This is a genomic window from Pseudolabrys sp. FHR47, from assembly GCF_005153485.1.
Classification (GTDB): Bacteria; Pseudomonadota; Alphaproteobacteria; order Rhizobiales; family Xanthobacteraceae; genus Pseudolabrys.
Window position 1 is genome coordinate 1,040,485 of sequence record NZ_CP039740.1, and the last position, 23,097, is coordinate 1,063,581.

Annotated in this window: 27 protein-coding genes; 13 read left to right on the forward strand and 14 right to left on the reverse strand. The window is 63.9% G+C overall.

What is annotated here, in order from left to right:
• Window positions 1-68 precede the first annotated feature (68 nt).
• Entirely contained in the window at window positions 69-416 is a 348-nt protein-coding gene (locus E8Q40_RS05125; RefSeq protein ID WP_137043362.1) for a hypothetical protein, read from the reverse strand.
• Window positions 417-453: 37 nt separating this feature from the next.
• On the reverse strand, window positions 454-729 hold the full coding sequence (locus E8Q40_RS05130) for a DUF3297 family protein (protein WP_137043363.1): 276 nt from the start codon (window positions 727-729) through the stop codon (window positions 454-456).
• A gap of 121 nt (window positions 730-850) precedes the next feature.
• Between E8Q40_RS05130 and E8Q40_RS05135 the strand changes: the two genes are divergently transcribed.
• Window positions 851-1,273, forward strand: a complete 423-nt coding sequence (locus tag E8Q40_RS05135; RefSeq protein WP_137043364.1) for an SH3 domain-containing protein — start codon at window positions 851-853, stop codon at window positions 1,271-1,273.
• A 116-nt stretch (window positions 1,274-1,389) separates the two neighbouring features.
• On the opposite strand, the gene E8Q40_RS05140 is transcribed toward E8Q40_RS05135, so the two are convergent.
• Window positions 1,390-1,617, reverse strand: coding sequence for a hypothetical protein (locus tag E8Q40_RS05140; RefSeq protein WP_205995695.1), 228 nt, complete (start codon window positions 1,615-1,617; stop codon window positions 1,390-1,392).
• A 133-nt stretch (window positions 1,618-1,750) separates the two neighbouring features.
• Window positions 1,751-2,125, reverse strand: a complete 375-nt coding sequence (gene crcB / locus E8Q40_RS05145; protein WP_137043366.1) for a fluoride efflux transporter CrcB — start codon at window positions 2,123-2,125, stop codon at window positions 1,751-1,753.
• A gap of 190 nt (window positions 2,126-2,315) precedes the next feature.
• On the opposite strand from crcB, the gene E8Q40_RS05150 reads away from it, so the two are divergent.
• From E8Q40_RS05150 to E8Q40_RS05170, 5 genes are all read left to right on the forward strand, one after another.
• Window positions 2,316-2,951 (forward strand): TetR/AcrR family transcriptional regulator, encoded by a 636-nt coding sequence (locus tag E8Q40_RS05150; RefSeq protein WP_137043367.1) that lies wholly within the window; start codon window positions 2,316-2,318, stop codon window positions 2,949-2,951.
• Window positions 2,948-4,045, forward strand: a complete 1,098-nt coding sequence (locus tag E8Q40_RS05155; protein ID WP_137043368.1) for an efflux RND transporter periplasmic adaptor subunit — start codon at window positions 2,948-2,950, stop codon at window positions 4,043-4,045. The genes E8Q40_RS05150 and E8Q40_RS05155 overlap by 4 nt, the downstream gene beginning before the upstream one ends.
• Before the next feature lie 11 nt (window positions 4,046-4,056).
• Window positions 4,057-7,182, forward strand: a complete 3,126-nt coding sequence (locus E8Q40_RS05160) for an efflux RND transporter permease subunit (protein WP_137043369.1) — start codon at window positions 4,057-4,059, stop codon at window positions 7,180-7,182.
• A gap of 293 nt (window positions 7,183-7,475) precedes the next feature.
• Window positions 7,476-8,144 (forward strand): cysteine hydrolase family protein, encoded by a 669-nt coding sequence (locus E8Q40_RS05165; protein WP_370455233.1) that lies wholly within the window; start codon window positions 7,476-7,478, stop codon window positions 8,142-8,144.
• 23 nt (window positions 8,145-8,167) lie between these two features.
• A complete protein-coding gene (locus tag E8Q40_RS05170; RefSeq protein ID WP_137043371.1) occupies window positions 8,168-9,763 on the forward strand; it encodes a regulator in 1,596 nt (531 codons plus the stop codon).
• Window positions 9,764-9,771: 8 nt separating this feature from the next.
• On the opposite strand, the gene E8Q40_RS05175 is transcribed toward E8Q40_RS05170, so the two are convergent.
• Window positions 9,772-10,002, reverse strand: coding sequence for a DUF6494 family protein (locus E8Q40_RS05175; protein WP_137043372.1), 231 nt, complete (start codon window positions 10,000-10,002; stop codon window positions 9,772-9,774).
• Window positions 10,003-10,197: 195 nt separating this feature from the next.
• On the opposite strand from E8Q40_RS05175, the gene E8Q40_RS05180 reads away from it, so the two are divergent.
• The 3 genes from E8Q40_RS05180 (at window position 10,198) to E8Q40_RS05190 (ending at window position 14,114) form a co-directional block, all read left to right on the forward strand.
• Window positions 10,198-10,707 (forward strand): polymer-forming cytoskeletal protein, encoded by a 510-nt coding sequence (locus tag E8Q40_RS05180; RefSeq protein ID WP_246663076.1) that lies wholly within the window; start codon window positions 10,198-10,200, stop codon window positions 10,705-10,707.
• 203 nt (window positions 10,708-10,910) lie between these two features.
• Window positions 10,911-13,124 carry a TRAP transporter fused permease subunit gene (locus E8Q40_RS05185; RefSeq protein WP_137043374.1) on the forward strand — a complete coding sequence of 738 codons (2,214 nt, stop codon included), beginning with the start codon at window positions 10,911-10,913 and terminating at the stop codon, window positions 13,122-13,124.
• A 24-nt stretch (window positions 13,125-13,148) separates the two neighbouring features.
• Window positions 13,149-14,114, forward strand: coding sequence for a TAXI family TRAP transporter solute-binding subunit (locus tag E8Q40_RS05190; protein WP_137043375.1), 966 nt, complete (start codon window positions 13,149-13,151; stop codon window positions 14,112-14,114).
• A gap of 58 nt (window positions 14,115-14,172) precedes the next feature.
• Here E8Q40_RS05190 and E8Q40_RS05195 read toward each other — a convergent pair whose 3' ends face one another.
• The 4 genes from E8Q40_RS05195 to E8Q40_RS05210 form a co-directional block, all read right to left on the reverse strand.
• Window positions 14,173-14,724 (reverse strand): chlorite dismutase family protein, encoded by a 552-nt coding sequence (locus E8Q40_RS05195; protein ID WP_137043376.1) that lies wholly within the window; start codon window positions 14,722-14,724, stop codon window positions 14,173-14,175.
• A 57-nt stretch (window positions 14,725-14,781) separates the two neighbouring features.
• Entirely contained in the window at window positions 14,782-15,582 is an 801-nt protein-coding gene (locus E8Q40_RS05200; RefSeq protein WP_137043377.1) for a metal ABC transporter permease, read from the reverse strand.
• Between the two features lie 12 nt (window positions 15,583-15,594).
• Window positions 15,595-16,449: a metal ABC transporter ATP-binding protein gene (locus E8Q40_RS05205; protein ID WP_137043378.1), complete on the reverse strand. Its 855-nt coding sequence runs from the start codon at window positions 16,447-16,449 to the stop codon at window positions 15,595-15,597.
• A gap of 115 nt (window positions 16,450-16,564) precedes the next feature.
• A complete protein-coding gene (locus tag E8Q40_RS05210) occupies window positions 16,565-17,458 on the reverse strand; it encodes a metal ABC transporter solute-binding protein, Zn/Mn family (RefSeq protein WP_137043379.1) in 894 nt (297 codons plus the stop codon).
• 190 nt (window positions 17,459-17,648) lie between these two features.
• On the opposite strand from E8Q40_RS05210, the gene E8Q40_RS05215 reads away from it, so the two are divergent.
• On the forward strand, window positions 17,649-17,864 hold the full coding sequence (locus E8Q40_RS05215; RefSeq protein ID WP_137043380.1) for a hypothetical protein: 216 nt from the start codon (window positions 17,649-17,651) through the stop codon (window positions 17,862-17,864).
• A 54-nt stretch (window positions 17,865-17,918) separates the two neighbouring features.
• On the opposite strand, the gene E8Q40_RS21895 is transcribed toward E8Q40_RS05215, so the two are convergent.
• Window positions 17,919-18,095 (reverse strand): hypothetical protein, encoded by a 177-nt coding sequence (locus E8Q40_RS21895; protein ID WP_168197740.1) that lies wholly within the window; start codon window positions 18,093-18,095, stop codon window positions 17,919-17,921.
• A 451-nt stretch (window positions 18,096-18,546) separates the two neighbouring features.
• Between E8Q40_RS21895 and E8Q40_RS05220 the strand changes: the two genes are divergently transcribed.
• Complete coding sequence (locus E8Q40_RS05220; RefSeq protein ID WP_137043381.1) at window positions 18,547-19,167, forward strand: L,D-transpeptidase; 621 nt, start codon at window positions 18,547-18,549, stop codon at window positions 19,165-19,167.
• Between the two features lie 43 nt (window positions 19,168-19,210).
• Here E8Q40_RS05220 and E8Q40_RS05225 read toward each other — a convergent pair whose 3' ends face one another.
• From E8Q40_RS05225 to E8Q40_RS05240, 4 genes are all read right to left on the reverse strand, one after another.
• Window positions 19,211-19,678, reverse strand: coding sequence for a DoxX family protein (locus E8Q40_RS05225; protein WP_137043382.1), 468 nt, complete (start codon window positions 19,676-19,678; stop codon window positions 19,211-19,213).
• Window positions 19,675-20,463, reverse strand: a complete 789-nt coding sequence (locus E8Q40_RS05230; RefSeq protein ID WP_137043383.1) for a DUF2063 domain-containing protein — start codon at window positions 20,461-20,463, stop codon at window positions 19,675-19,677. Before E8Q40_RS05230 ends, E8Q40_RS05225 begins: the two co-directional genes overlap by 4 nt.
• Entirely contained in the window at window positions 20,463-21,320 is an 858-nt protein-coding gene (locus E8Q40_RS05235) for a DUF692 domain-containing protein (protein ID WP_137043384.1), read from the reverse strand. The genes E8Q40_RS05230 and E8Q40_RS05235 overlap by 1 nt, the downstream gene beginning before the upstream one ends.
• 68 nt (window positions 21,321-21,388) lie before the next feature.
• Complete coding sequence (locus E8Q40_RS05240) at window positions 21,389-21,679, reverse strand: DUF2282 domain-containing protein (protein ID WP_137043385.1); 291 nt, start codon at window positions 21,677-21,679, stop codon at window positions 21,389-21,391.
• Window positions 21,680-21,899: 220 nt separating this feature from the next.
• Here E8Q40_RS05240 and E8Q40_RS05245 point away from each other — a divergent pair, with 220 nt between their 5' ends.
• Together E8Q40_RS05245 and E8Q40_RS05250 are read left to right on the forward strand one after the other, a co-directional pair.
• Window positions 21,900-22,412 (forward strand): sigma-70 family RNA polymerase sigma factor, encoded by a 513-nt coding sequence (locus E8Q40_RS05245; RefSeq protein WP_137046596.1) that lies wholly within the window; start codon window positions 21,900-21,902, stop codon window positions 22,410-22,412.
• Window position 22,413: 1 nt separating this feature from the next.
• The gene (locus E8Q40_RS05250) at window positions 22,414-23,052 is read left to right on the forward strand and encodes an NrsF family protein (RefSeq protein ID WP_137043386.1); all 639 of its coding nucleotides are present in this window, start codon (window positions 22,414-22,416) and stop codon (window positions 23,050-23,052) included.
• The last annotated feature ends 45 nt before the right edge of the window (window positions 23,053-23,097 follow it).

The following is a 23,097-nucleotide window of genomic DNA, read 5'->3' on the forward strand; positions in this document are numbered from 1 at the left end:
CCGTTAAGATTGTCGGGAGGCAATCGCGACGAATTTATCGATCGGCGTTAACCGTATCGGCGTCGGGCTCAATGCACCGTAATACCGAGCGTCTCGACCAGCCGCAGCCGCATGGTGTCGATCAGCGCGCGACGCCGCTCCTCGGCCTCCTGCAGCGCCGCCTCGGTTTGCTCGCGCGTCGTCTTGTTGGAACCGGCCAGCACGAAACCGCCGAGCAGCGCGGCCAGCGCGCCGGCAAATCCGGTTGCCGAAAAGGTCAGGATGCCGGGCAGCGCCAGCACGAACCACAGCGCGCCGCCGGTGATGGCGATTCTGGCGGCCCAGGCCAGCTTGTCGCAGCGCTCGATCGCCTGGCGAAGCTCCTCGATCCGCTCTTCCAGCCGGGCGATTTCGGAATGGGCGAGCTCGTCGTTCATCGGCGCGCTCCGGATGCCCTCTACGCCTTGCCGGCCCTTAGGCCTTATCGCGGAAGTAGGGTTCAACCGTGCCGGTGAGCTTGATGGTCAGCGGCTGGCCATAGCGGTCGAGCGCCTTGCCGGCGGCGACGCGGATCCAGCCTTCGCTGACGCAGTACTCCTCGACATTGGTCTTCTCGATGCCCTTGAAGCGGATGCCGATGTCGCGCGACAGGATGTCGGCGTTGAAGTAAGGGCTGCGCGGGTCGGTCGACAGGCGGTCGGGCAGCGCATCGGCAGCGGAGGTCGGGGTTGTGTTATCGGTCTTGGACATGCGCGCCTTCTCTCACAGGAGGAAGGCCCCATGCAAGCGCCGGCGGCCTGCACGGCGCGCCGCGATGCTGCCGCTTTTAGCCTTTGTCATGTTATGGTCCGGCCCGGTGTGAAGGGCTGAAATGCCCCAGAACGGAACGACGGCAATGCGCGTCTTCATGGCTTTCGCGGTGGCCCTGGTGTTGGCAGCAGCAGCTGCTCCGGCGGTCGCCAAGCCGGCTTATGTACCCTCGACTGTCAATCTGCGGTCGGGGCCCGGCACTGACAAGGACATCCTCGGCAAGATCCCGAGCGGCAGCCTGATCGATGTCGGCGAATGCACCGCGGGCTGGTGTGCCGTGACCTGGCAGGACAAGAATGGCTATGCCATTCAGACCGCGATCGACTTCACCGGCCGCGTGCCGCCGCGGCGCGTGTCGCGGCCGCGTTATTATGTCGAGGAACCGCCGATCTATTACGAAGTGCCGCCGCCGCCCGTTTATTATGGGCCCTATTATCGGCGGCACTATTTCGGCCCCTATTGGGGACCGCGCTATCGCTGGTAAAGCATGATCCCGAAAAGTGTGCGGCGGTTTTCGGAAAAGATCATGCGCAAACAAAGCATGATCCCGAAAAGTGTGCGGCGGTTTTCGGAAAAGATCATGCGCGAATAAAGCGCCGGTTATTTCTTCTTCGGAGTCGTTTCGGTGCCGCGCATGTTCGACCAGGGGTCGACCTGCACCGGCGCGGTGTCCTTGCGCGTCCGCTCCAGCGCATTGCGATACTGCGCATCGACGGTCTCGGCCGTCTTCACGTCATTCTTCTCGTCATTGGACATGGCGTGGAATGGCTTGCGGCCTTGTGCCTCGGCAGGCTGAGACCAGAGTCCGGCCGTCAAACCGGCTGCCATCAAAGCTGCGATCGCTAATCTCACCACGGCGTTTCTCCCCGAAAAGCTCGTCTCCAAGCTGAGTGGTGCGTCGTTTGGACTGAATTTAAGGCAGAATTACCACGCCGGGCGGATCGCCTCAATGCGACGGCCATCACGTCAGGCTGCGCATCAGCGCGAGCCCGGCAAAAACCGCAACCAGCGAAACCACCACCGAGGCGAGGATATAAGTTGCCGCGAGGCCGATTTCGCCGCGTTCGTAGAGCAGGGCGACATCGAGCGAGAACGCTGAAAACGTCGTGAAACCGCCGAGAATGCCGGTCGTCATGAACAAGCGCCAGTGCTGGCCGACATCGCCCTTGAAGGCGAAATAGCCGGTCAGCAGCCCCATCACCAGACAGCCCACGATATTCACGGTGAGGGTTCCGTAAGGGAACGACGTCCCGAACAGCCGGGCCGTGCCGAGATTGACGCCGTGGCGCAACGCCGCACCGATGCCGCCGCCGATGAAAACCATCAGATAGGCCATGTTTCTCTTTCACCCTTCCGCATTCGCCGCGCCTTGAGGCCAGAAAAGGCCCTCCCGCATGTTCGGTCAATTGGCCCGGCGTCGGTATTCCGTTGACAATCTCGTGCATTATAAATACCAGAGTGAACGTTCATTCTCATTATGTTGCGGCGCACAATAGTGCTTCGATACGAACGCTTCAGGACAATCCATGCGCCATCCGAACCAGCAGCGGCAGTCGGACCGTCGCGCTGAAATTCTCGACGCCGCCGAGCGCTGCTTTGCCCGATCGGGATTTCATCGGGCGTCGATGCAGGACATCTGCGCGGAAGCGGCGATGAGTCCCGGTAACCTCTACCGCTACTTTCCGTCGAAAGAGGCGCTGATCTCCGGCATTTGCGAGCGCAACCGGGCCGACGCGGTGGACAGCTTCGATCAGGTTAAGGACGCGCCCGACTTCTTCGAGGCGCTTGCCGGCCTTGCTCAATATCACCTCGTGGACCGCACCGATGCCGAGGTGTCGATCTGTGCGGAGATCATGGCCGAGAGCCGCCGTCATCCGGACATCGCCAAAATCTACCAGACCATCGAGGATGAGGTCCGCGATCGGATCGCGGCGATGCTCTCGCACGCCGCCGAACGTGGTGAAATCCGCAACGACGTCGATATCGATGCCGTCGCCGGTCTCCTGCTCGCGATCGGCGACGGCATGTCGTGGCGGCGCTCGGTCGACGCGAAATTCAGCGCCGAGGCGTCGCTGCCGCTTGTTCTCAAAATGGTGCATGGTCTGCTGGCGCCGCCCAAGGCTGCGAACGGCAACCGATCCAGGAACGGTATGAAATCATGATGAAAGCCAGTCGTATCGCTGCCGTCGGCATCGTCGCCGCTGCGGTAGTCTGGATCGCATCGGGCCATCTTTTCCCGCACGAAAGTGCCAAGGGCGAAGCGGCCGTGCGTCCCGGCGAAGCCAAACAACAGGCGCTGTTCCGCGTTTCGGTCGCGCCGGTGAAGGTCGAACAGCACGCGCCGAAACTGACCTTGTCGGGCCGCACCGAAGCCGACCGCAAAGTCGCCATCACCGCGCGCACCGGCGGCACATTGGTGGAACTGCGCGTCAAGCGTGGCCAGCATGTCGAGAAGGACGAGATCGTCGCCGTGCTATCCGATGACGCGCGCAAGGCTCAAGTTGCGCAAGCCGAGGCGCTGGTCGAACAACGCAAGGCCGAGCTCGATGCCAAGCGGACATTGATCCAAAGCGGCGCGCTGCCCAAGCTCGACATGGTCAATCTGGAATCGCAGCATAAGGCGGCGGAAGCTGCGCTCAGCGCCGCGCGCGCCGAACTGGAGCGCAGTGTGGTGCGCGCACCCTGGGCCGGCGTGATTACCGATGTGCCGGCCGAAGTCGGCGGCGCCGCCTTCTCGATGGCCGGCAAGGAAGTCGCGACGTTGGTCGCACTCGATCCGATGTTGGCGGTGGTCGAGGTCTCCGAGCGCAAGCTTGCCGGCGTGAAGGTCGGAGAGGCAGCACAGGTCAAGCTGATTACCGGCCAGACCGTCACCGGTCGCGTGCGCTATGTCGCCAAGTCCGCCAGCGCTACGACGCGCACTTATCGCGTCGAGGTGGAGATGGAGAATGCCAAGGGCGCGATCCCCGATGGCATTACCGCGGAAGTCGCGGTGTCGCTGCAGCCGGAGCCGGCGGCCCAGGTGCCGCGCTCGGCTCTGACCATTGCCTCCTCCGGTGACATCGGCGTTCGTATCGTCGATGCCGAGCAGAAGGTGCAGTTCGTGCCGGTGAAGATCGTCGAGGATCTGCAGGACACGATGTGGCTGTCGGGCATCCCCGACGGCGCGCGCGTGATCGTGCGCGGTCAGGACTTCGTGCGCGAAGGGCAGAAGGTCGAGGCGACGGAAGCGCCGGCGGAAACAGCGGCGAAGTAGCGGGCGATTAAATGTCCACCTTCATCAACTACGCCATCTCGCATGCGCGCCTGACCCTGGCGACGCTCGCCTTTTTGTTGGTCGCGGGCCTCATCGCCTACCAGACCATCCCGAAAGAGGCCGAGCCCGACGTTAAGGTGCCGATTATCTATGTGCAGTTGACGCAGCGCGGCATCAGCCCCGAAGACGCCGAGCGCCTATTGATCCGCCCGGTCGAGACGCAGCTCAAGTCGGTGACCAACGTCAAGGAAATGCGCGCCACCGGCTATGAAGGCGGCGGTTATGTGCTCCTCGAGTTCGAGGCCGGCTTCAATTCCGACGCCGCGCTCGCCGATGTGCGCGCCAAGGTCGATCAGGCCAAGCGCGATCTGCCGCGCGACGCCGACGAACCGTCGGTGCAGGAAGTCAACCTGTCGCTCTATCCGGTGCTCGTGGTGACTTTGGCCGGCAGCGTCCCGGAACGTACCCTGCTGCGCATCGCGCGCGAGGCCAAGAATCAGATCGAGCAGCAGCCGGGTGTGCTCAAGGCGGAACTGCGCGGCGCGCGAGACGAGGCCGTCGAGGTCGTCGCCGAGCCGATGCTGATGAAGAGCTATGGCATTTCGATCGACCAGCTCATTCAGGTGACGCAGCAGTCCAACAGCCTGATCGCGGCCGGTGCGCTGGAAAGCGCGACCGGCCGTTTTGCCGTCAAGGTGCCGGGTCTGATCGAGCGGCCGCAGGACATGCTCAATATCCCCATCGCCTCGACCGCCGGTGCATCGGTGTCGCTCGGCGATATCGCCACCGTGCGCCCGACCTTCAAGGACGCGACCTCGGTGACGCGCGTCAACGGCCAGCCGGCCATGGCGATCGAAGTCTCCAAGCGCACTGGCGCCAACCTGATCGAAACCGTCGATGCGGTGAAGAAACAGGTCGCCGTGATGCAGAAGATATGGCCCGAAGGCGTCGAAGTCGGCTTCACCCAGGACAAATCCAAAATTATCCGCCAGATGCTGGCCGACCTGCAAAACTCTGTTGCCACAGGCGTGCTGCTGGTCGCCGTCATCATCCTGTTCGCGCTCGGCTTCCGCGCCTCGCTGTTCATCGGCATCGCGATTCCGGCGTCGTTCCTGGCCGGCGTGCTCGGCCTTCAGCTCGCTGGCCTGACCGTCAACATCGTCGTGCTGTTCTCGCTCATTCTGGCCGTGGGCATGCTGGTCGACGACGCCATCATCGTCTCCGAGTATGCCGAGCGGCGCATGTCGGAAGGCATGCCGCCGAAGGAGGCCTATGCCCAGGCGGCGGTGCGCATGTCCGGCCCGGTGATCGCGGCGACCGCGACGCGTGTCGCGGCCTTCTCGCCGCTGCTGTTCTGGCCCGGCATCGTCGGCGAGTTCATGAAATACATGCCGATCACCTTGATCGCGACCTTGTCGGCTTCGCTCGCCGTGGCGCTGTTCTTCACGCCGACCTTAGGCGCGCTGCTCGGCCGCGCCTCGCCGGTGCCGCATGACGATCGCGCCTCAGACAAGGGGCTCTACATGCGGACGGTGCGCTTTGCACTGCACCGGCCTGTCCTCATTCTCGGTCTCGCCGTCGGGCTGCTGGTCGTGGTGATCGGCGCTTACGGCAAGCTCGGTAATGGCGTCGAATTCTTCCCGAGTGTCGAGCCCGATTACGGCCAGGTCATCGTGCATGCGCGCGGCAACCTGTCTCTCGAGGAAAAAGACAAGACGCTGGCCCAGGTCGAGAAGACCGTGCTTGCGACCGACGGCCTTGCGACTGTCTATACGCGCGTCGGCGAGCAGCCGCGCGGCTCGAGCGAAATCACCGAGGACACGATCGGCGTCATCCAGTTCGAGTTCGCCGACTGGCAGAAGCGCCTGCCGGCCCACGCCATCATGGACCAGATCCGCGAGCGCACGCAGTCGATCCCCGGCGTCCTGATCGAGGTGACGGCGCCGCGCGCCGGCCCGCCGACCGGCAAGCCGATCCAGGTGCAGCTTGCCGCGCTCGATCCGGCCAAACTGCCCGCCGCCGCCAAGATGGTCGCCGAGGCGCTGTCGAAGATGCCGGAAGTCCGCGACCTCGACGATGGCCTGCCGCTGCCGGGCATCGACTGGAAGATCAATGTCAACAAGACCGAAGCGGCGAAGTACGGCGCCGGACTGACCGCCGTCGGCAACGCCGTGCAGCTCGTCACCAATGGCGTCAAGGTCACCGAATATCGGCCCTCCGACAATGACAAGGCGGTCGATATCATCGTCCGCTTCCCGGAAGACCGCCGCAGCCTCGATGAGATCGACGAACTGCGCGTGCAGACCCAGGCCGGCTATGTGCCGATCGGCAATTTCGTCGAGCGCGTGCCGGCGCAGCGGGTCGGCTACATCAACCGCGTCAATGCGAACCGCGTCATGACCGTCTCGTCGAACATCGCCGACGGCGTGCAGAACGCGGTGGTACAGAAGAAGATCATCGACACGCTCGGCAGCATGAAATTGGGCGACGGCGTCACCTTCAAGCTCAAGGGCGAGGACGAGGAGCGCGAGAAGGCCGGCGCCTTCCTCGGCAAGGCCTTCGGCACCGCGCTGTTCCTGATCTTCGCGATCCTCCTGGCGCAGTTCAACCGCTTCATCTCGGTCGGGTTGGTGCTGTCGGCCGTGGTCTTGTCGACTATCGGGGTGCTGCTTGGCCTGATGATCATGGGCCAGCCATTCGGTGTCGTTATGACCGGCATCGGCGTGATCGCCAACGCCGGTGTCATTGTGAATAACAATATCGTTTTGATCGATACGTACGACCGACTTCGCCGTGAAGGACAGAACGCCTACGAAGCCATCCTTGAGACCTGTCGTGAGCGTGCGCGACCGGTCGTGCTCACCGCGGTCACGGCGATCCTCGGCGTGCTGCCGATCGCCTTCGGCGTCAATCTCGAATTCGTCAATCGCGAAATCACGATCGGTGCGCCAGCGACGCAGTGGTGGATCAGCCTGTCCACGGCGATCGTGTTTGGTCTCGGCTTCGCGACGGTGTTGACGTTGATCGTGACGCCGGCGGCACTGATGGCCATCGCCAACCTCGCCGAAAAGCGGGACCGCTGGCGCGAGCGCCGCGCCGCGCGGCGGCTGGCGAAGCAGGGCATGCCGGCGGAGTAGGGAGTTTCGCCGGCCTGACCGCACGCTCGAGGTGAAGCCCGGCGATGACAAGCTTTGGCGCAGACGGCGCGGCTTTGCGCGCCGTCGCCTATTTTTTGACTGGCATTATACGATCCAGCCATGCGCCGCCCGTTTTATTGGCAGCTGCAATCTTCCTGTTAAGCCGATGGAATTTTTGTTGAATCGGTCGATCTGATCAATTGAAGGGCAGTAATTTGCGATTGTGTACCGATTGGCACGCCGCTTGCTGAGATGAGACCAAGGCGTCGTTTTCCCTGAAGGAGGGAAAGTCCTTGGTCACCCGGATTGCCGCCGAGCCCGCGTCGATCGACATCGATCTGGCGCGCACAGCGCTGATCATCATCGACATGCAGCGCGACTTTCTGGAGCCGGGCGGCTTCGGCGAGACGCTCGGCAATGACGTGTCGCTGCTGAATGCCGCGGTGGCGCCCTGCAAGGCGGTGCTTTCAGCCGCGCGCGGCGCCGGCATGTTGGTCATTCACACCCGCGAAGGCCATAGCCCCGATATGCATGATGCGCCGCCGGCCAAGGTCGAGCGCGGCTCGCCGAGTAAACGCATTGGCGATCCCGGCCCGATGGGCCGCATCCTCATTCAAGGCGAAGCCGGCCACGACATTATCGACGCACTTTATCCGGTTCCCGGTGAGCCGGTGGTCGACAAGCCCGGCAAGGGCGCGTTCTACGCCACCAATCTCGGGCTGATCCTCACCAATCGCGGCATCGAGAATCTGCTGGTGGCCGGCGTCACCACCGAAGTCTGCGTCAACACCACGGTGCGCGAGGCCAATGATCGCGGCTACCGCTGCATCGTTCTGTCGGACTGCTGCGCTTCCTACTTTCCGGAATTTCACGAAGCCGGCCTCGCCATGATCAAGGCGCAGGGCGGCATTTTCGGCTGGGTCACGGGTTCGCAGCAATTGCTCAAGGCGATGGCGGCTTAAGGGGACAACGGGGAGTAACGAACATGGCCAAGACCAAGACCACGGCGGCGCCGGCATTGTGGACGCCCGGCGACTGGAATGCCTTCTTCGGCTTCGGCACCAATATTCTGGTCAACATGCTGGTGCTCACCGGCCTGTTGCGCTTCGTGCTGAAGATGCCGGACGCCATCGTGTTCGGCCGCATCTTGCCGGCGATGGGCCTGATGATGTGCCTGTCGACCTTCTACTACGCCTATCTGGCCTACAGCCTGGCGAAGAAGACCGGACGCACCGATGTCTGCGCGCTGCCGTCGGGCATCAGCGTGCCGCATATGTTCATCGTCACCTTCGTGATCATGCTGCCGATCACCATCTCGACCGGCGATCCCATCAAGGGCTGGGAGGCGGGCCTCGTCTGGGTGTTCTTCCAGAGCTTCATCCTGATGATCGGCGGCTTCATCGCGCCCATCATTCGCAAGATCACGCCGCGCGCCGCGCTGCTCGGCACGCTCGCCGGCGTTTCCATCGCCTTCATCTCGATGCGCCCGGCGCTGGAAATGTTCATGACCCCGGTGATCGGGCTGACCTGCTTCGCCATCATCCTGGTGAGCTGGTTCGGCGGCTACAAATATCCCAAGGGCATTCCGGCGGGGCTCGTGGCCATCGGCGTCGGCATGCTGATCGCCTGGGGCTCGACCTTGTTCGGGCTCAATATCGGCGGCGTCAGCGTCGCCGGCGTCGGCGCGGCCTTCGCTAATTTCGGTTTCTCGGTGCCGCTGCCGGCTTTCGGTCACGTCTTCTCCGGCTTTGATTATCTCGCCATCATCCTCGTCACCGCCATTCCTTACGGCATCTACGATCTGGTCGAGGCGATGGACAATGTCGAAAGCGCCGAAGCCGCGGGCGACACCTATCCGACCACGCGCGTGCTCACTGCCGACGGCGTCGTCAGCCTGATCGGCTGCCTGATGGGCAATCCCTTCATCAACGCCGTCTATATCGGTCATCCCGGCTGGAAGGCGATGGGCGGCCGCATCGGCTATTCGGCGGCGACTGGCCTGATGGTGATCGTGCTGTCCTGGTTCGGTGTCATCTCATTGATGCTCGCCATCGTGCCGGTGGTCGCGATCTCGCCGATCCTTTTGTACATCGGCATGCTGATCTGCGCGCAGGCGTTCCAGACCACGCCGCGCGAACATGCGCCGGCCATTGCGCTCGCCATCACGCCGCATCTCGCGGCCTGGGCGACCGTGCTGCTGTCCGGCGCGTTAGGGGCCGCGGGCATGAATTTCGGTGCGCAGCACGCGCCCGACTTCGTCGGCAAGATGGCGCAGAACGGCGTGCTGGCGCACGGCCTCGAACTGATGGGCGGCGGCTCGATCCTGGTCGGGCTGGTGCTGGGCGCCATCGGCGTCTTTGTCATCGAGAAGAAATTCGCCAATGCGGCGGGCTTTGCGCTGGCCGGCGCGGTGCTGACCTATTTCGGCTTCATGCACGGCGAAGCGATCGGCATCGGCAAGGGATTCGGCGTGCAGCCGCAGATCACGCTCGCTTATCTGATCGTCGCTGGCTTCCTGTTCGCGCTGTCGCGGCAGCCGGCCGAGGCGCGTGTGCCGAAGGCCGCGGTACCGGCGGAATAGGTCAGGCGCTACAGCTTGATCTTGCCGAACACGGCGACGTCGAGATCGGCATCGGGGCTTTTCAGCCCCATGCCAGCGGTGACGCTGTCGCCGGGCTTCACGATGCCGTCGGCGATGGCTTTGCGCAGGCGCTTTTCGATCTCGCGCCGCGTGGCGTGGTCGATCGACTTCATGAACTGGCTGACGGCGGCCTCGATGGCCTTGTCCCGCGCCGTCTGGGTCGATTTCGCCTTGGTCACCACAGGGCTTCGCATGCCGACATTAAGCGTTTGACCGGCGCTTTAATCAAGTTCGGCAGTCCTGATCGACGGCCGTTAAGTTAACGCCGCGCAGCATTAGTGATGAATCGGCTTTGCGCTGGCCGGTCTCGGCGGCCGCGGTATTTTTATAGCGGGATAGGGATCGCCAACCAACAGGGTGCTGTCGTGAGCTTCATGTCCAAGGATTATGCCGCCGTTGAGGCCCGTCCGGGTTCCACGCCGAAGATGCAGCCCGATATCGTCACCACCTTCGGTCCCGGCATGCTGGTGACCGGCAATGTCACTTGCGCCGGCGCCATTCAGGTGTTCGGCCGCGTGCTCGGCGACATTCGCGCCGCGCATCTCATCATCGGCGAGGGGGCCTATGTCGAGGGCAACGTCACCGCGCTCGACGTCATCGTGCAGGGCTTTTTCAAGGGCACCGTCCACGGCAACACCGTGAAGCTCCAGGGCAACGCCCGGATTGAGGGCGAGGTCTACAACAAGTCGCTCAGCATCGAGCCGAACGTTGTGTTCGAAGGCTCCTCGCGCCGCCTCGATCGTCCGGTCGACGCGCCGAGCGCCAACGAGGTTGCCGGCAACCGCGATTTCGCGCCGCTGGCCCCGGTGGCTGAGCCGCTCGACCTCATGCCGCAGCAATATGCGGGCGCGCCGGCCGGCATCGACAACGACGTGCTGGTCTGATCCGCAGATACAATATCATCTGAGATCGAACTTCGGGCGCTGCCGAAATTAAAGGCAGCGCCCTTTTCATTTTGCGGCGCAACGTGGCGGAGGTTTTGCCCGTTGGCCAAACGTGATATGGGCGGTTCGGGGCAGACGATCCCGGCAAGGGGCGCAAAGTTCCGGCCGGCCGTTCGAAAAGACGCGAGAATTGTGGGGGAAAGATGAGCGCCGACCAGAAGGCTGTCATTGCTGCCGAGGACGAGATTTCGGCCGAAGCGCTGCGCAAGGCGGAAGAATATGTCCAGCAGGAAGAGGGCGCCGGGAACCGGCTGACCGGCTGGGTTGCTATCGCCGTCACGGCCATCGCCGTGGCGATGACCGTGTTTCATCTTTACGCGGCCTACGAGATCGTGCCGACGCAGCCGCTGCGCTACACCCATCTTGCTTTCGTTCTGGTCCTTACCTTCCTGCTGTTCCCGCTGAGCGCACGCTTCCGCAACCGCATCGAATGGTTCGATGTTCTGGCCGGTCTCCTCGCCATCGGCATCATGGCCTACGCGCTTATGGGTGGCGACGACTTCACCGATCGCGCTGCGGTGCCGAACCAGTGGGACGTCGTCCTCGGTGTGGCGCTGATCGTGCTCGTTCTGGAAGCCTCGCGCCGCACGGCCGGGCCGATCATGCCGGTCGTCAGCATTCTTTTTCTCGCCTATGCGCTGTTCGGCGAATATCTGCCGCCGCCATGGACCCACCGCAGCTACGACGTTGCGCGCCTGGTCGGTCACATGTTCATCACGCTCGAAGGCATCTTCGGCGTCGCGCTCGATGTGTCGGCGACCCTGATCGTGATGTTCACGATCTACGGCGCCATCCTGCTGCATTCCGGTGCGGGCAAGTTCTTCATCGATTTCTCGCTCGCCGTCATGGGCAACAAGCCGTCGAGCGCCGGCCGCTCGGTGGTGGCCTCCTCGTTCTTGCTCGGAGGACCGTCCGGTTCGGGCGTCGCCACCACGGTGATGATCGGCACGGTCGCCTGGCCGATGCTGAAGAAGGCCGGCTTCAAGGCGAATGCCGCGGGCGGCCTGCTCGCCGCCGGCGGTCTCGGTGCTATCATCTCGCCGCCGGTGCTCGGCGCCGCCGCCTTCCTGATCGCCGAATTTCTCAAGATCAGCTATCTCGACGTCATCTGGATGGCGGTGATCCCGACCTGCCTCTATTACCTGTCGCTGCTGTTCATGGTCGAACTCGACGCATTCCGCTTCGGCGCCCGTGAAGTCGTCTTCAAGACCGAAATGCCGCTGGGCCAGATGGTGCGGCGCTACGGCTTCCACTTCGTCTCGCTGATCGCCGTCATCGTTTTCATGATAGTCGGCTACTCGCCGATGCTGTCGGTGTTCCTGTCGACCTTGCTGGCCTTTGTGATGAGCGGGCTGGCGCCGGAAACCGCGCTCGGTCCGCGACGCGTGCTGATCCCGCTGTTGGCGATCGGCATCGTGGCGATCGCGGGCGCGCTCATCCCCGGTCTGTCGGGCATCGCCGTCATCAAGGTCTTCGAATCCTACTTTCCGCTTCTGGTCCTCATTGCGATGGTGGTGACCGCTGTCGTCGGCCTGTTCCCGGTCGGGCAGCGCGTCATGCCGGAATCGAAGAAACTGACCGCGGCCTTCTCCGAAGGCGCCATCGGCGTGCTCGGCGCGGCGACCACTTGTGCTTCCGCCGGCATCATCGTCGGCGTCGTGACGCTGACAGGTCTCGGGCTGAAGTTCTCGTCGATCGTCATCGACATGGCTGGCGGCAGTCTGCTGCTCACTGCGATCTATACCGGCCTTGTCGTCTGGATCATCGGCCTCGCGGTGCCCGTCACCGCCTCCTACATCATTTGCGCGGTCATCGCCGCACCGGCTTTGACCAAACTCGGCGTGCCGGACTTCGCCGCGCACATGTTCATCTTCTATTACGCCGTGCTCTCGGAGGTCTCGCCGCCGACCGCGCTGTCGCCCTTCGCCGCGGCCGCGATCACCGGCGGCGATCCCTACAAGACGACCTTGCAGGCGTGGAAATACACGCTGCCGGCCTTCCTGGTACCCTTCGTCTTCGTGCTCGATCCGCAGGGTCTGGGGCTGCTCATGAAAATTCCCAAGGGCGGTTCGGTGACCGACATTTTCTGGATCACGTTTGTCACGGCCGCCGGCCTCGCGGCGCTTGCCGCCGCGGCGCAAGGCTGGGCCATTCGTCGCACCACGCGGATTGAGCAGTTCCTGTTCGTTTTATCCGGCCTGCTGCTGGTTTTCCCGAGCCTGCTCGAGGCGCTCGCCGAATTGCTGACCGGCAGGGATATTCCCTATCCCGCCCCGTTCGGGCTAATCTTGGGAGTGAGTTTGCTGCTATGGCAGTGGAAACGGCCGTTGCCCGCGCAAGCGCAGGCTGCCGGCTGATAACAAAGAGTGGAGGAAAATAAGATGAAGCGTGCACTAAGCATCGCGCTGGGCGCAGCCGCCGCGGTCGCGGTGATTTTCGGCGGCGCCCAGGCGCAGCAAAAGACCATTTCGATCGGCACCGGTGGTACCGGTGGCGTTTATTACCCGATGGGCGGTGGCCTCGCCAATGTTCTCTCCAAGTCGATCCCGGGCCTGCAGGCAACCGCCGAAGTCACCGGCGGTTCGGTTGACAATCTCAAGCTGATCGGAGCCGGCCGCAGCGAACTCGGTTTCTCGATGGTGGACGCGGCGCTCGATGCTGAAAAAGGCAAGGGCAAGTTCAGCGGCAGCCCGGTTCCGGTGCGCACCTTGATGGTGCTCTATCCGAACCAGATGCATGTCGTGACCATCGAAGGGACCGGCATCAACACCATGGCTGATCTTAAAGGCAAGCGCGTGTCGACCGGTTCGGGCGGCAGCGCGACCGAGGTCATGGCCTTCCGCGTCATCGAGGCCGCCGGTCTCGACAAGGACAAGGATATGACGCGTGAGCGTCTCGGCGTTGCCGAGTCGGTGAACGCGATCAAGGACAAGAAGATCGATGCCTTCTTCTGGGTCGGTGGTCTTCCGACGGCAGCGGTGACCGACCTCGGCGCCACGCCCGGCGTAAAGCTCAAGCTGGTCGATCACGGCGATCTCGCCAAGAAGATGAACGAGAAGTACGGCAATCTGTACGCGTCGAGCACGATCAAGGCCGGAACCTATCCCGGTCAGACCACCGACAACGTCAATACGGTGGTGTGGAACATCCTGGTCGCCAACGCCAATATGCCCGACCAGATGGCCTATGACATCGTGAAGACCGTTATCGATAAGAAGGCCGATCTCGTCGCCGTCCACGGCGAAGCGAAGAACTTCAGCGTCGAGAACCAGGTCAAGGACTACTCGCCGATCCCGTGGCATCCGGGCGCCGTGAAGTACTTCAAGGAAAAAGGCGCCAAGATGTAAGGGTTGCCGGATTTAGGCACACGCGGTTCAACGGCCCTGCTTCGGCGGGGCCGTTTTTTTATGCGCTTCGCGACAGCCGGATATCGACCTCGCGATCGACATAGTGCCACTCTTCCGTGGCGCGCAGACGCGCGACAAGATCTTCGAAGGCGCCCGCATCCTGCGGGCCGTATTCGAACCAGGTGAGAAAATCGAACGGTTCGGCGAATTCGCGGCAGTGATGCAGACGCCGGGCGATGCCGGGGAGATACTCGAGCCCGATGGCGATATGACGCGAGCTTTCCTCAAAGATGTGCCGCCGTTCGTCCTGCGCCAGTGCCCACCACGCTTCGGTCTTACGGATCGGGATCAACGCGGCCAATGTCGCGGCCGGACGGCCTAGGCCTTCCTGCCGGGACGCCAACGCTCCGGTTTCGGCGCGGGTCGTATACCGTGTGTTGCTTGTCGTGCCGCGCAGCGACCACGCCGCCGCCATGGGCGCTGCGCCGTTCTCATGAACCGACAGACAGGAGGCCGCCGGCAGAGTATCGCCGATGACCGGTGTGATGCGGTCAATGCGCCACAAGCCGGCATCGCTGGCGGCGAAGACAACGGACAGGGGTGATGGCATGATTTAAATCTGGAGGCGAGCCGGCGCCGTCAGTCTAGTCCCTGGGCCGCGATGCAATCAATGCTCATGGCTCGATGCGGCGGGCTTCATTATGGCGGCGAAATAAACGAGCGCGCTCAGCAGCGCGATGCAGAAGCTGACCGGCCAGTCCGTGTGATAGGCGATGACAATGCCGAGCCAGGCCTCGGCGAGCGCCAGCAGCGCGGCCAGCGCTAGCCCGCTCCACAGTCCGTTGACCAGGCGCTGCGCCGCCGCCGCCGGGCCTACCATCAGCGTGAACACCATCAGCACGCCGACGATCTGCGCGCAGGCGGCGACCGCGAGCGCGACCAAAGCGAGAAATACGGTCGAGATGAAACGCAGCGGCACGCCCTTGGCCTCGGCAAGTTCCGGCTGAAGCGTGGCGAAGATCAGCGGCCGCATGATGAGCGCGAGCAGGAGCAGCGTCGCAACGCCGAGCGCGGCCAGCGCCTTTATCATCGGCAAGTCGACGGCGAGCACATTGCCGAACAGCAGCGCCGTCGCCTGGGTCGCGAACGAGGTGTAGTAATATAGAAACAGGATGCCGAAGCCGAGCGACAGCGACAGCACCACGCCGATGGCGACGTCGCGGTTGGCCAGCCGCTCGCTCATCAGCCCCATGATCACGCCGGCGATCAGCGTGAAGCCGACCAGCCCGGCGAGCGGTGACAGGCCGATCAGCCCGGCGCCGGTCGCGCCGGCAAAGCCGATATGCGACAGCGCGTGACCGGCGAAGGTCTGCCCGCGCAGCACCAGGAAGTAACCGGTCACGCCCGACACCACGGCGACCATGCCGGCGGCGATGAAGGCGTTGATGACGAAGTCGTATTGGAACACGGTGCCGCTGCCCTAGTGCTGATGTCCGTGGTGGTCGTGGCCATGCCCGTGATCATGCCCATGATCGTGGTCATGCATATGCGCGTCGCGCTCGACATCACGGCCGCGCGACATCACGAAGATATGCCCGGCGGCGCGCACGACCTCGATCTCGGTGTCGTAGAGCCGCGACAGCACCGGCGCCGTGACGACCTCATCCACCGTGCCGAGCGCCGCATGGCCGTTGCCGAGATAGAGCACCTTGTCGATGGCGCCGAGCAACTGGTTGAGTTCATGCGCCGAGAATAAAACCGTGATGCCGCGCTCGCGGGCGATCCGGCGCACCACGTCGATGACGACTTCCTGATGCCGGGCGTCGAGGCTGATCAGCGGTTCGTCGAGCAGCAGCAGCTTCGGATGGCCCATCAGCGCCTGCGCCAGCAGCAACCGTTGCCGTTCGCCGCCCGACATATCGGATAGCGGCCGGCGCGCCAGGTCCTGCGCACCGACGGCGTGGAGTGTGTCTTCGATGGCGTGCCGGTCGGCAGCTTTCAGCGAAGGCAGGCCCCAGCGCTCGCCGTGGAGCGAGCTGGCGATGTAATCGAGACCGCGCACGCGCAAATCGGGCAGCACGGTGCGCAGTTGCGGCAGGTAGCCGATGGCGGGATTGCCGCGCTTCGGAAGTGCGCCGAACACCCGGAGCGATCCTGCGCTTGGTGGAAGCAACCCGAGGATCGAACGCATCAACGTCGTCTTGCCGGCGCCGTTGGGGCCGAGCACGCCGATGAATTCGCCCGGCGCGATCGCGAAGCTCACGTCACGCAGCACCGCGCGGCCACCAATCGCGATAGTGGCGTGGTCGAGTTCGATGATGGCGTTGGTGGTCATTGGCAAGGCTTCTCATCCGTCATGCCCGGCCTTGTGCCGGGCATCCACGACTTTCTTCCAAGTTTTTAGGAAGACGTGGATGGCCGGGACAAGCCCGGCCATGACAAGAAGAGTATCACGAATTCTGCGTATCCAGTGCCTTGTCGAGGGCGTCGAGCTGGCTCAGCATCCAGTCGACGAAGGACTTGTCTGCCGGCTGGGTCTCGGTGACACCGACCACGGGGATTTTGGCCTCCTTGGCGATATCGACCAGACGCTGTGCCAGCTTCTCCGAGACCTGCGAATTGTAGAGCAGCACCTTCACCTTTCGGGTTTTCAGGTCGGTCTCGAAGGCGGCGATGTCGCGGGCGCTCGGCTCGGATTCGTTCATCAGCGCCATCTGGAATTTCTCGTTGCGCATGGTCAGGCCAAGCACCTCCGCCATCAGGCCGAACACCGGCTCGGTGGCGGTCACCGGCTTGCCCTTGTGCTTGTCGCGGAGCTGGGCGACGCGCTGGGTGATGCGCTCGAGGTCGGCGAGCACCTTGTCGAGGTTGGCGCCGTAGTCGGCGGCGTGGGCGGCATCGGCCTTGGTGAGCGCGGCGGCGATGGCCTTGGCCACCGCCGGCATGGTCGCGGGCGCGTACCACAGATGCGGGTTGCCGCCGTGCTTGGCCTTCACGACCCTGGCGGCTTCGACGGTGATGCGGTCCTTGCGCGGCGAGGCCTTCAGCAGCTTCTCCATCCACTCGTCATAGTGCCCGCCGTTGAAGATCACGATCTTGGCGTCGGCGACCTGGCGCACCTGGCCGGGCGTGGCCTCGAAGGAATGCGGGTCCTGGTCAGGATTGGCGATGATGTTCGAGACGGAGACGTGGGCGCCGCCGATCTGGGCGGCGATGCCGCCGTAGAAATTTTCGGCGGCCAGGACCTTGAGGGGGCCGCCGGCGGTCTGGGCCTGGGCGGACGCAAAGGGCAGGGCGAGAAGCGCGACAAAGGCCGCGAAATGAACGATGGAGCGGGCGCGCATGGCAACCTCTTCAGGGGTGGAGGACGGTTGCCGGACTGTAATATTATAACATTTCCTCTGACAAGCCCGCTTCTCCAGCTTTGCGCTCAAGTTGCTGTCTTGCTCGCTTTTACCTCTTTGATCAGGGCCTTAAGGGGCGCTATCACGACCCCGCGCCGGGAGCGACGGCCGGGCCAATTGGATCGAAATCATGGCGACGCTGAACCGGGACGTGCTGGCAAGCTATCTGGCCGAGATGCCGGCCGGGCACATCTTCGACCTGCCCTACGAGCAATTTGCAGGCCTATTTCCACCCGGCGAGCCGGACCCGTTCTCACGCGCGGCCTTGCGCGCCTTCGCCAATGATTGTGGCTGCGATCTCGTTCAGATTGTCGCGGAAGGGCGCTACGAGCTGCGCAAGCGCTAGCGAGCAATTACAGGAAAAGTGGAAGCCGGTTTTCCGTCCGGAATTGCGAGCAAATCAACCGAAACGGCGGCCCACGCGGACGTCGCGCTGCACCCGGCGGATTTCGTCTTCCAACCGCTTGATCTCGCGGGTCATCTCGGTGAGGGCCCGCAGATAGCTCTCGTTGATGTCCCGCTGCGAGATCTGGGCTCGCGCGTTCTGCAGGAAATTCTCAACAGCGGCTAACGACATGACGGCCTCAAGGATAACGAAGACGCGCCCGGGCGGTGCCCGTGGCTGATTGAGCCTAGGCTTCAAGAGTGAACAAACCTGAAAAGCGGCCGCTAAACTTTGGCGGTGCGGCGCCGAGGGCGAGGGGCGGGGCCGAGTCGGAGTCTAGCGAGGCAGCCGGATGTTAGACCACCCGGCTGCCTCTGGCCCGGACAAACGGCATCACTAATCTGTCGGGCTGGCGGCAGACTACCAAGGGGCCATGGCGCCGCGTTCCGTAGTCTCATCTGGTGGTTAAGCGGCGTGGTAAAGGGCCGCACGCGCCAGGCCCTGGCCCGTTCATGCAGAAACCGCAGGGATTACGCCGTAGCCGGCTGTCGCCCTGAGGACACACCGGTGTGGGTTTCGTCGCCGGCGTGTTGCATGGCTGGGCGATGCTCAGCAATATGCGCGCAAATCATCAGAGTGCCCCATGAATCGCCCGAAAATCACGACCGAATCCGCCGTTCGTCTGTCCCGTCGCGCGTTTACCCTGGGCCTGCCCTTGTTCGCGGCCGGCTGCATGACCGCCAATTACGGCTATGTCAGCGATGGTGGCCATGCCATTTCCGCGGTCGAGAATGTCGACCCGAGCCTGATGCGGACCGAGGTCGCTTGGACGGGCAATGAGAAGCCGGGCACTGTGGTGGTCAATATCGGCCAGCGCCGGCTTTACCTGGTGCAGGGCGGTGGCCGGGCGATCCGCTACGGCGTCGGTGTCGGCCGCAGCGAGGGCGCCAACTTCCGCGGCACCGCCGTGATCGGCCGCAAGGAGAAGTGGCCGCACTGGACGCCGACCGAATCCATGATGTCGGCGATTCCGCGCTACCGTGCCTATGCCGGCGGCATGCCGGGCGGTCCCGAAAACCCGCTCGGTCCGCGCGCGCTTTATCTCTACCGCGGCGGCAAGGACACCTATTTCCGTCTCCACGGCACCATCGAGCCGGAGACGATCGGTACGGCGGTGTCGAGCGGATGCATCCGCTTGTTCAACCAGGACATCCTCGACCTTTATGAGCGCGTGCCGATCGGCGCGACGGTCAAGGTGATCTGAGCCGGCTTGCGGCGCCGCGATCGCGGCGCCGGTCGCGCATCCGTCAGCCGCACCGTTTGGCGACGAGGTGGTCGAGTGACACCGGTCCCGGCCCGCGTGTCATCAGCAGCAGGAAGCAGGCCGCCCAGGTGCCGTGGGTCGGCCAGGCGTCCGGATAGACGAAAATCTCGATCACCAAAGTCATGCCGAGCAGCGCCAGCGCCGAGAAGCGCGTGGCGAGGCCGAAGACCAGCAGTACCGGAAACAGATGTTCGGCGATGGCCGCGAGATAGGCCGCCGGCACCGGGTCGATCAGCGGCAGACGATATTCGCTGCGGAACAGCTCGATGGCGCTTTCCGATAATCGGAAACCATCCACCTTCGTCTGCCCGGACTGCCAGAACACGCCGGCGATTGCGATCCGTGTGATCAGCGCCACAAACCAGTACGGGATGGCTTCCATCAAAGAGATGGCGCGCTTCACCAGCGCGGCCGGCATGGGTGTCGACGTTGTCGTCAATGTCTGGCTCATGATGCGGTGTCTTTCATGGACGAAGGAATAACAAGTCTGATTGCCAATTCGGTGCCGATCAGTCCGGCGAGATTGACGGCAAGATCGAAAGCGGCGTCTGCGTTGGTTGCGGCAGTGGCTGCTTCACCGAGCGGCATGCCGGAGGCGAGCGCCTCGAGAAACGCCGCACCGCCTCGCGGAAGCTGACGTATTTCGACGTCGCCGCGCGGCCGTGCGATAATCGCATCCTCCGGCCCGTAATCCTCGATCGAAGCCGGCTCCATGTTGCCGGAATTCATCGACCAGATCGTCACTACCGGAAATGCTGAACGCACAATACGGAGCGACGGATGCAGCACGACGCGGAGTTCGCCCAGCCTATCCGTATCGACGCCCTGCCACGCCGCGGCATCGAGCGGCGCGGCGTCGGCGGCGTGATAGGCCTGCGTGCGCGCGAATTCGAGCCGCGCCACGTCGGCAAGATACGGGATTTCCGCCGCCGGCCCGAACCGCTCGATGAATGCGGGAAAGCGCTCGCCGTAATTCATCATGACGGGCGAGCGCGGCGGCTCGCTGGAAACATAGACGCGCGCCAGGCCCATGAAGAACTCTGTGCCGACGATTCTTTCCGTCGCCGGAAACTGCGTGCGCAGGGCTTCGCTCAAACCGACAATGACATTGTTGCGATAGACCGCGAAGCGCTTCTGCGGTGTGCGGGCCGTATGTGACGAAACAGACCGCGGCACGAGACGCTCCGAATCGAGCAGCGCGCCGGCAAACTGGTCCTGGGTCTGGAATGCGCTCATTATGCGGCCTCCTGTGCCACGGCACGTTCGAGAATGCGGGCCGCCGCGCGCGCCTCATTGGCGAGCACCGGCCAGGCCGGCACGTCGTTGTCCCATTCGATCAAGGTGGCGACCGGCCCGGTGCGGGCGATGACCGCCTCATAGAGCGACCAGACTGGATCGGCGACGGGCGTGCCGTGGGCGTCGATCAGCAGCGGCGCGCCAGCGTCGTCGCTCTGCGCGTCGTGGCCGCCGAGATGAATCTCTTTGACGCGCGCCAGCGGAAACGTGGCGAGATAGGCCGCCGGGTCGGTGCCGTGATTGGTGGCGCTGACAAAGACGTTGTTGACGTCGAGCAGCAGACCGCAGCCGGTGCGCCGCGCCACTTCATCTAGGAATTCGGTTTCCGGGATCGTGCTGTCGACGAAGGTGACGTAGGTCGACGGATTTTCCAGCAGCATCTCGCGGCCGAGCACGCTCTGCACTGTGTCGATATGCTCGCAGACCCGCGCCAGCGTCTCTTTGGTATAGGGCAGCGGTAGCAGGTCGTTGTAGAAGAATTCGCCGTGCGACGACCACGCGAGATGCTCAGAGAAGCTCTTTGGGTGATGCCGGTCGCACAAGGTCTTGAGCCGGGTGAGATGTGCGCGGTCGAGCGGACCGGCGCCGCCGATCGACAGGCCGACGCCATGCACCGACAGCGCAAAGTGCTCGCGCAGAGCGTTCAGTTGCGCATGCGGTGGGCCGCCGTCGCCCATATAGTTCTCGGCGTGAATTTCGATGAATCCGATCGGTGCCTCGCCGGCGAGAATGTCGGCCAGATGCTGCGGCTTGAAACCGACGCCGGCGGCGGCGGGAAGGCAGGATGCGATGGGCATGCTCGGGCTCGCGGAATGATAAGAGAGGGGGGAGGCGCGCGGGGATCGCGCCTCCCGAGAGTGAGAGATCAGCTCTTGATGGCGGTCAGAGAGCCCATGCCCTTCGGCGTCTTCATCGTGGTGCAGGTGCCCTTGGCGACGTACTTCCAGGCATTGCCCTGATAGTCGACCTTGGAGGTGCCGGCGCAGGTGGTGCCGGGGCCGGCCGCACAGTCGTTCTTGCCGGCGAGCGCGACGCCGTAGCACTTGTCGGCGTTTGCCTGGACAGGCGCCGGCCCGGCCGAAGCGACCGAGATCATGGTAAAAGCGGCGGCCAGCGAACCGGCGAGCGTCGTGGCGGCGATGGCAGTCTTCGTCATAGGATGATCCTTCCTCGTGAGGCGTTTACCGATGTGGCGCGGGTCTCTCCCGGCTCACATTCGGTCTTTCGCGGTGGAGGCCGTCCGCGTTACACCGCTCACGTTTTTGTGTTGCCTCGCCACGAATGCTATTTTTTGCAATGAAGCGCGTAACAAAGACCCAAATCATACGAATGAAGATTAAGGAGCGGGCTTGAGCGACGCCGGTTGGTCAGACCTGATGCGCGCCGCCAATGGCGGCGATGCGGAGGCCTACGAGCGCCTGCTGCGCGCGATCGCCGCGGCGTTGCGCGCGCCGATCAGGCGCAATCTGCTGCGTGCGGGACGCTCGGCCGCTGACGTGGAAGACGTGGTTCAGGAGGTTCTGCTTGCCGTGCATCTGAAGCGGCATACATGGGACAGCGAACGCCCGATCGAGCCCTGGGTGCATGCGATCGCCCGTTACAAGGTCGTCGATGCGTTGCGCCGGCGCACCGGAAAATTCGATCTGTCGATCGACGAATTCTCCGAGACGCTGGCGGCCGAGGAGCCTGAGCCGTCTGCGTCGCCGGGCGAGGTTGCGCGCCACTTGGAGCGTCTGCCGACCGGGCAGCGCAGTGTGGTGCAGGCGATCGCGGTCGAAGGCCGTTCGATCGGCGAAGCGGCAGAGCGCTTGAGCATGACGGCGGGTGCGGTCCGGGTCGCGTTGCATCGCGGTCTGGCGGCGCTGGCGAAACAACTGGGACAGAACTGAGATGCGGACGGACGATCTGGTTCAGGCCCTGGTGGCCGATCGCGCAGCGGCAGCACCGCCGCTCGGCAGGCAATTCGCTTGGGCACTCGGCTCGGGACTTGTCCTGTCGGCAGCCGGATTTCTGTTGGTGCTCGCCCCACGCGCCGATATCGCCGGAGCGCTTGGCACGGTGCGCTTCGACATCAAGATCGTCGAGGTGATCCTGCTGGCGACGACGGCTTTCGCTCTTGTCTTGCAGGTTGGCCGACCCGTGCCGGCGCCGGGCTGGCGTGTCGCCGCGCTTGCGGCGGCTCCGGTATTGTTGGCGGTCGCGGTTGTCGCCGAGCTGCTCACCGTCCCCTCGAGCCAGTGGCTCGTCCGGCTGGTGGGCACCAATTCGCGGGTCTGCCTGACCGCGATCCCGCTAATGTCACTGCCGCTGCTGGCGGCGTTCATGGTTGTTCTCAGGCGCGGCGCGCCGGCCTCGAGCACTGTCGCGGGGGCGGTGGCCGGTCTCGCCGCCAGCGGCCTCGCGGCCGTCCTCTATGCCACCCATTGCCCCGATGATTCGCCGCTCTTCGTCGCCGTCTGGTATCCGATCGCAATCGGTGGCGTGACCCTCGCCGGCGCGTTGCTCGGGCGCTTTTTACTCCGGTGGTAGCCGCGGGTGGCTCGATACCACTCCAATTTCATGATCGTCCGGCAG

What these genes read in the sequence shown, in the direction of transcription:
- E8Q40_RS05125 (WP_137043362.1), bottom strand. Translation starts at nt 416, where the DNA reads ATGAACGACGAGCTCGCCCATTCCGAAATCGCCCGGCTGGAAGAGCGG.
- E8Q40_RS05130 (WP_137043363.1), bottom strand. Translation starts at nt 729, where the DNA reads ATGTCCAAGACCGATAACACAACCCCGACCTCCGCTGCCGATGCGCTG.
- E8Q40_RS05135 (WP_137043364.1), top strand. Translation starts at nt 851, where the DNA reads ATGCCCCAGAACGGAACGACGGCAATGCGCGTCTTCATGGCTTTCGCG.
- E8Q40_RS05140 (WP_205995695.1), bottom strand. Translation starts at nt 1,617, where the DNA reads ATGGCAGCCGGTTTGACGGCCGGACTCTGGTCTCAGCCTGCCGAGGCA.
- crcB (WP_137043366.1), bottom strand. Translation starts at nt 2,125, where the DNA reads ATGGCCTATCTGATGGTTTTCATCGGCGGCGGCATCGGTGCGGCGTTG.
- E8Q40_RS05150 (WP_137043367.1), top strand. Translation starts at nt 2,316, where the DNA reads ATGCGCCATCCGAACCAGCAGCGGCAGTCGGACCGTCGCGCTGAAATT.
- E8Q40_RS05155 (WP_137043368.1), top strand. Translation starts at nt 2,948, where the DNA reads ATGATGAAAGCCAGTCGTATCGCTGCCGTCGGCATCGTCGCCGCTGCG.
- E8Q40_RS05160 (WP_137043369.1), top strand. Translation starts at nt 4,057, where the DNA reads ATGTCCACCTTCATCAACTACGCCATCTCGCATGCGCGCCTGACCCTG.
- E8Q40_RS05170 (WP_137043371.1), top strand. Translation starts at nt 8,168, where the DNA reads ATGGCCAAGACCAAGACCACGGCGGCGCCGGCATTGTGGACGCCCGGC.
- E8Q40_RS05180 (WP_246663076.1), top strand. Translation starts at nt 10,198, where the DNA reads ATGTCCAAGGATTATGCCGCCGTTGAGGCCCGTCCGGGTTCCACGCCG.
- E8Q40_RS05185 (WP_137043374.1), top strand. Translation starts at nt 10,911, where the DNA reads ATGAGCGCCGACCAGAAGGCTGTCATTGCTGCCGAGGACGAGATTTCG.
- E8Q40_RS05190 (WP_137043375.1), top strand. Translation starts at nt 13,149, where the DNA reads ATGAAGCGTGCACTAAGCATCGCGCTGGGCGCAGCCGCCGCGGTCGCG.
- E8Q40_RS05195 (WP_137043376.1), bottom strand. Translation starts at nt 14,724, where the DNA reads ATGCCATCACCCCTGTCCGTTGTCTTCGCCGCCAGCGATGCCGGCTTG.
- E8Q40_RS05205 (WP_137043378.1), bottom strand. Translation starts at nt 16,449, where the DNA reads ATGACCACCAACGCCATCATCGAACTCGACCACGCCACTATCGCGATT.
- E8Q40_RS05210 (WP_137043379.1), bottom strand. Translation starts at nt 17,458, where the DNA reads ATGCGCGCCCGCTCCATCGTTCATTTCGCGGCCTTTGTCGCGCTTCTC.
- E8Q40_RS05215 (WP_137043380.1), top strand. Translation starts at nt 17,649, where the DNA reads ATGGCGACGCTGAACCGGGACGTGCTGGCAAGCTATCTGGCCGAGATG.
- E8Q40_RS21895 (WP_168197740.1), bottom strand. Translation starts at nt 18,095, where the DNA reads ATGTCGTTAGCCGCTGTTGAGAATTTCCTGCAGAACGCGCGAGCCCAG.
- E8Q40_RS05220 (WP_137043381.1), top strand. Translation starts at nt 18,547, where the DNA reads ATGAATCGCCCGAAAATCACGACCGAATCCGCCGTTCGTCTGTCCCGT.
- E8Q40_RS05225 (WP_137043382.1), bottom strand. Translation starts at nt 19,678, where the DNA reads ATGAGCCAGACATTGACGACAACGTCGACACCCATGCCGGCCGCGCTG.
- E8Q40_RS05230 (WP_137043383.1), bottom strand. Translation starts at nt 20,463, where the DNA reads ATGAGCGCATTCCAGACCCAGGACCAGTTTGCCGGCGCGCTGCTCGAT.
- E8Q40_RS05235 (WP_137043384.1), bottom strand. Translation starts at nt 21,320, where the DNA reads ATGCCCATCGCATCCTGCCTTCCCGCCGCCGCCGGCGTCGGTTTCAAG.
- E8Q40_RS05240 (WP_137043385.1), bottom strand. Translation starts at nt 21,679, where the DNA reads ATGACGAAGACTGCCATCGCCGCCACGACGCTCGCCGGTTCGCTGGCC.
- E8Q40_RS05245 (WP_137046596.1), top strand. Translation starts at nt 21,900, where the DNA reads ATGCGCGCCGCCAATGGCGGCGATGCGGAGGCCTACGAGCGCCTGCTG.
- E8Q40_RS05250 (WP_137043386.1), top strand. Translation starts at nt 22,414, where the DNA reads ATGCGGACGGACGATCTGGTTCAGGCCCTGGTGGCCGATCGCGCAGCG.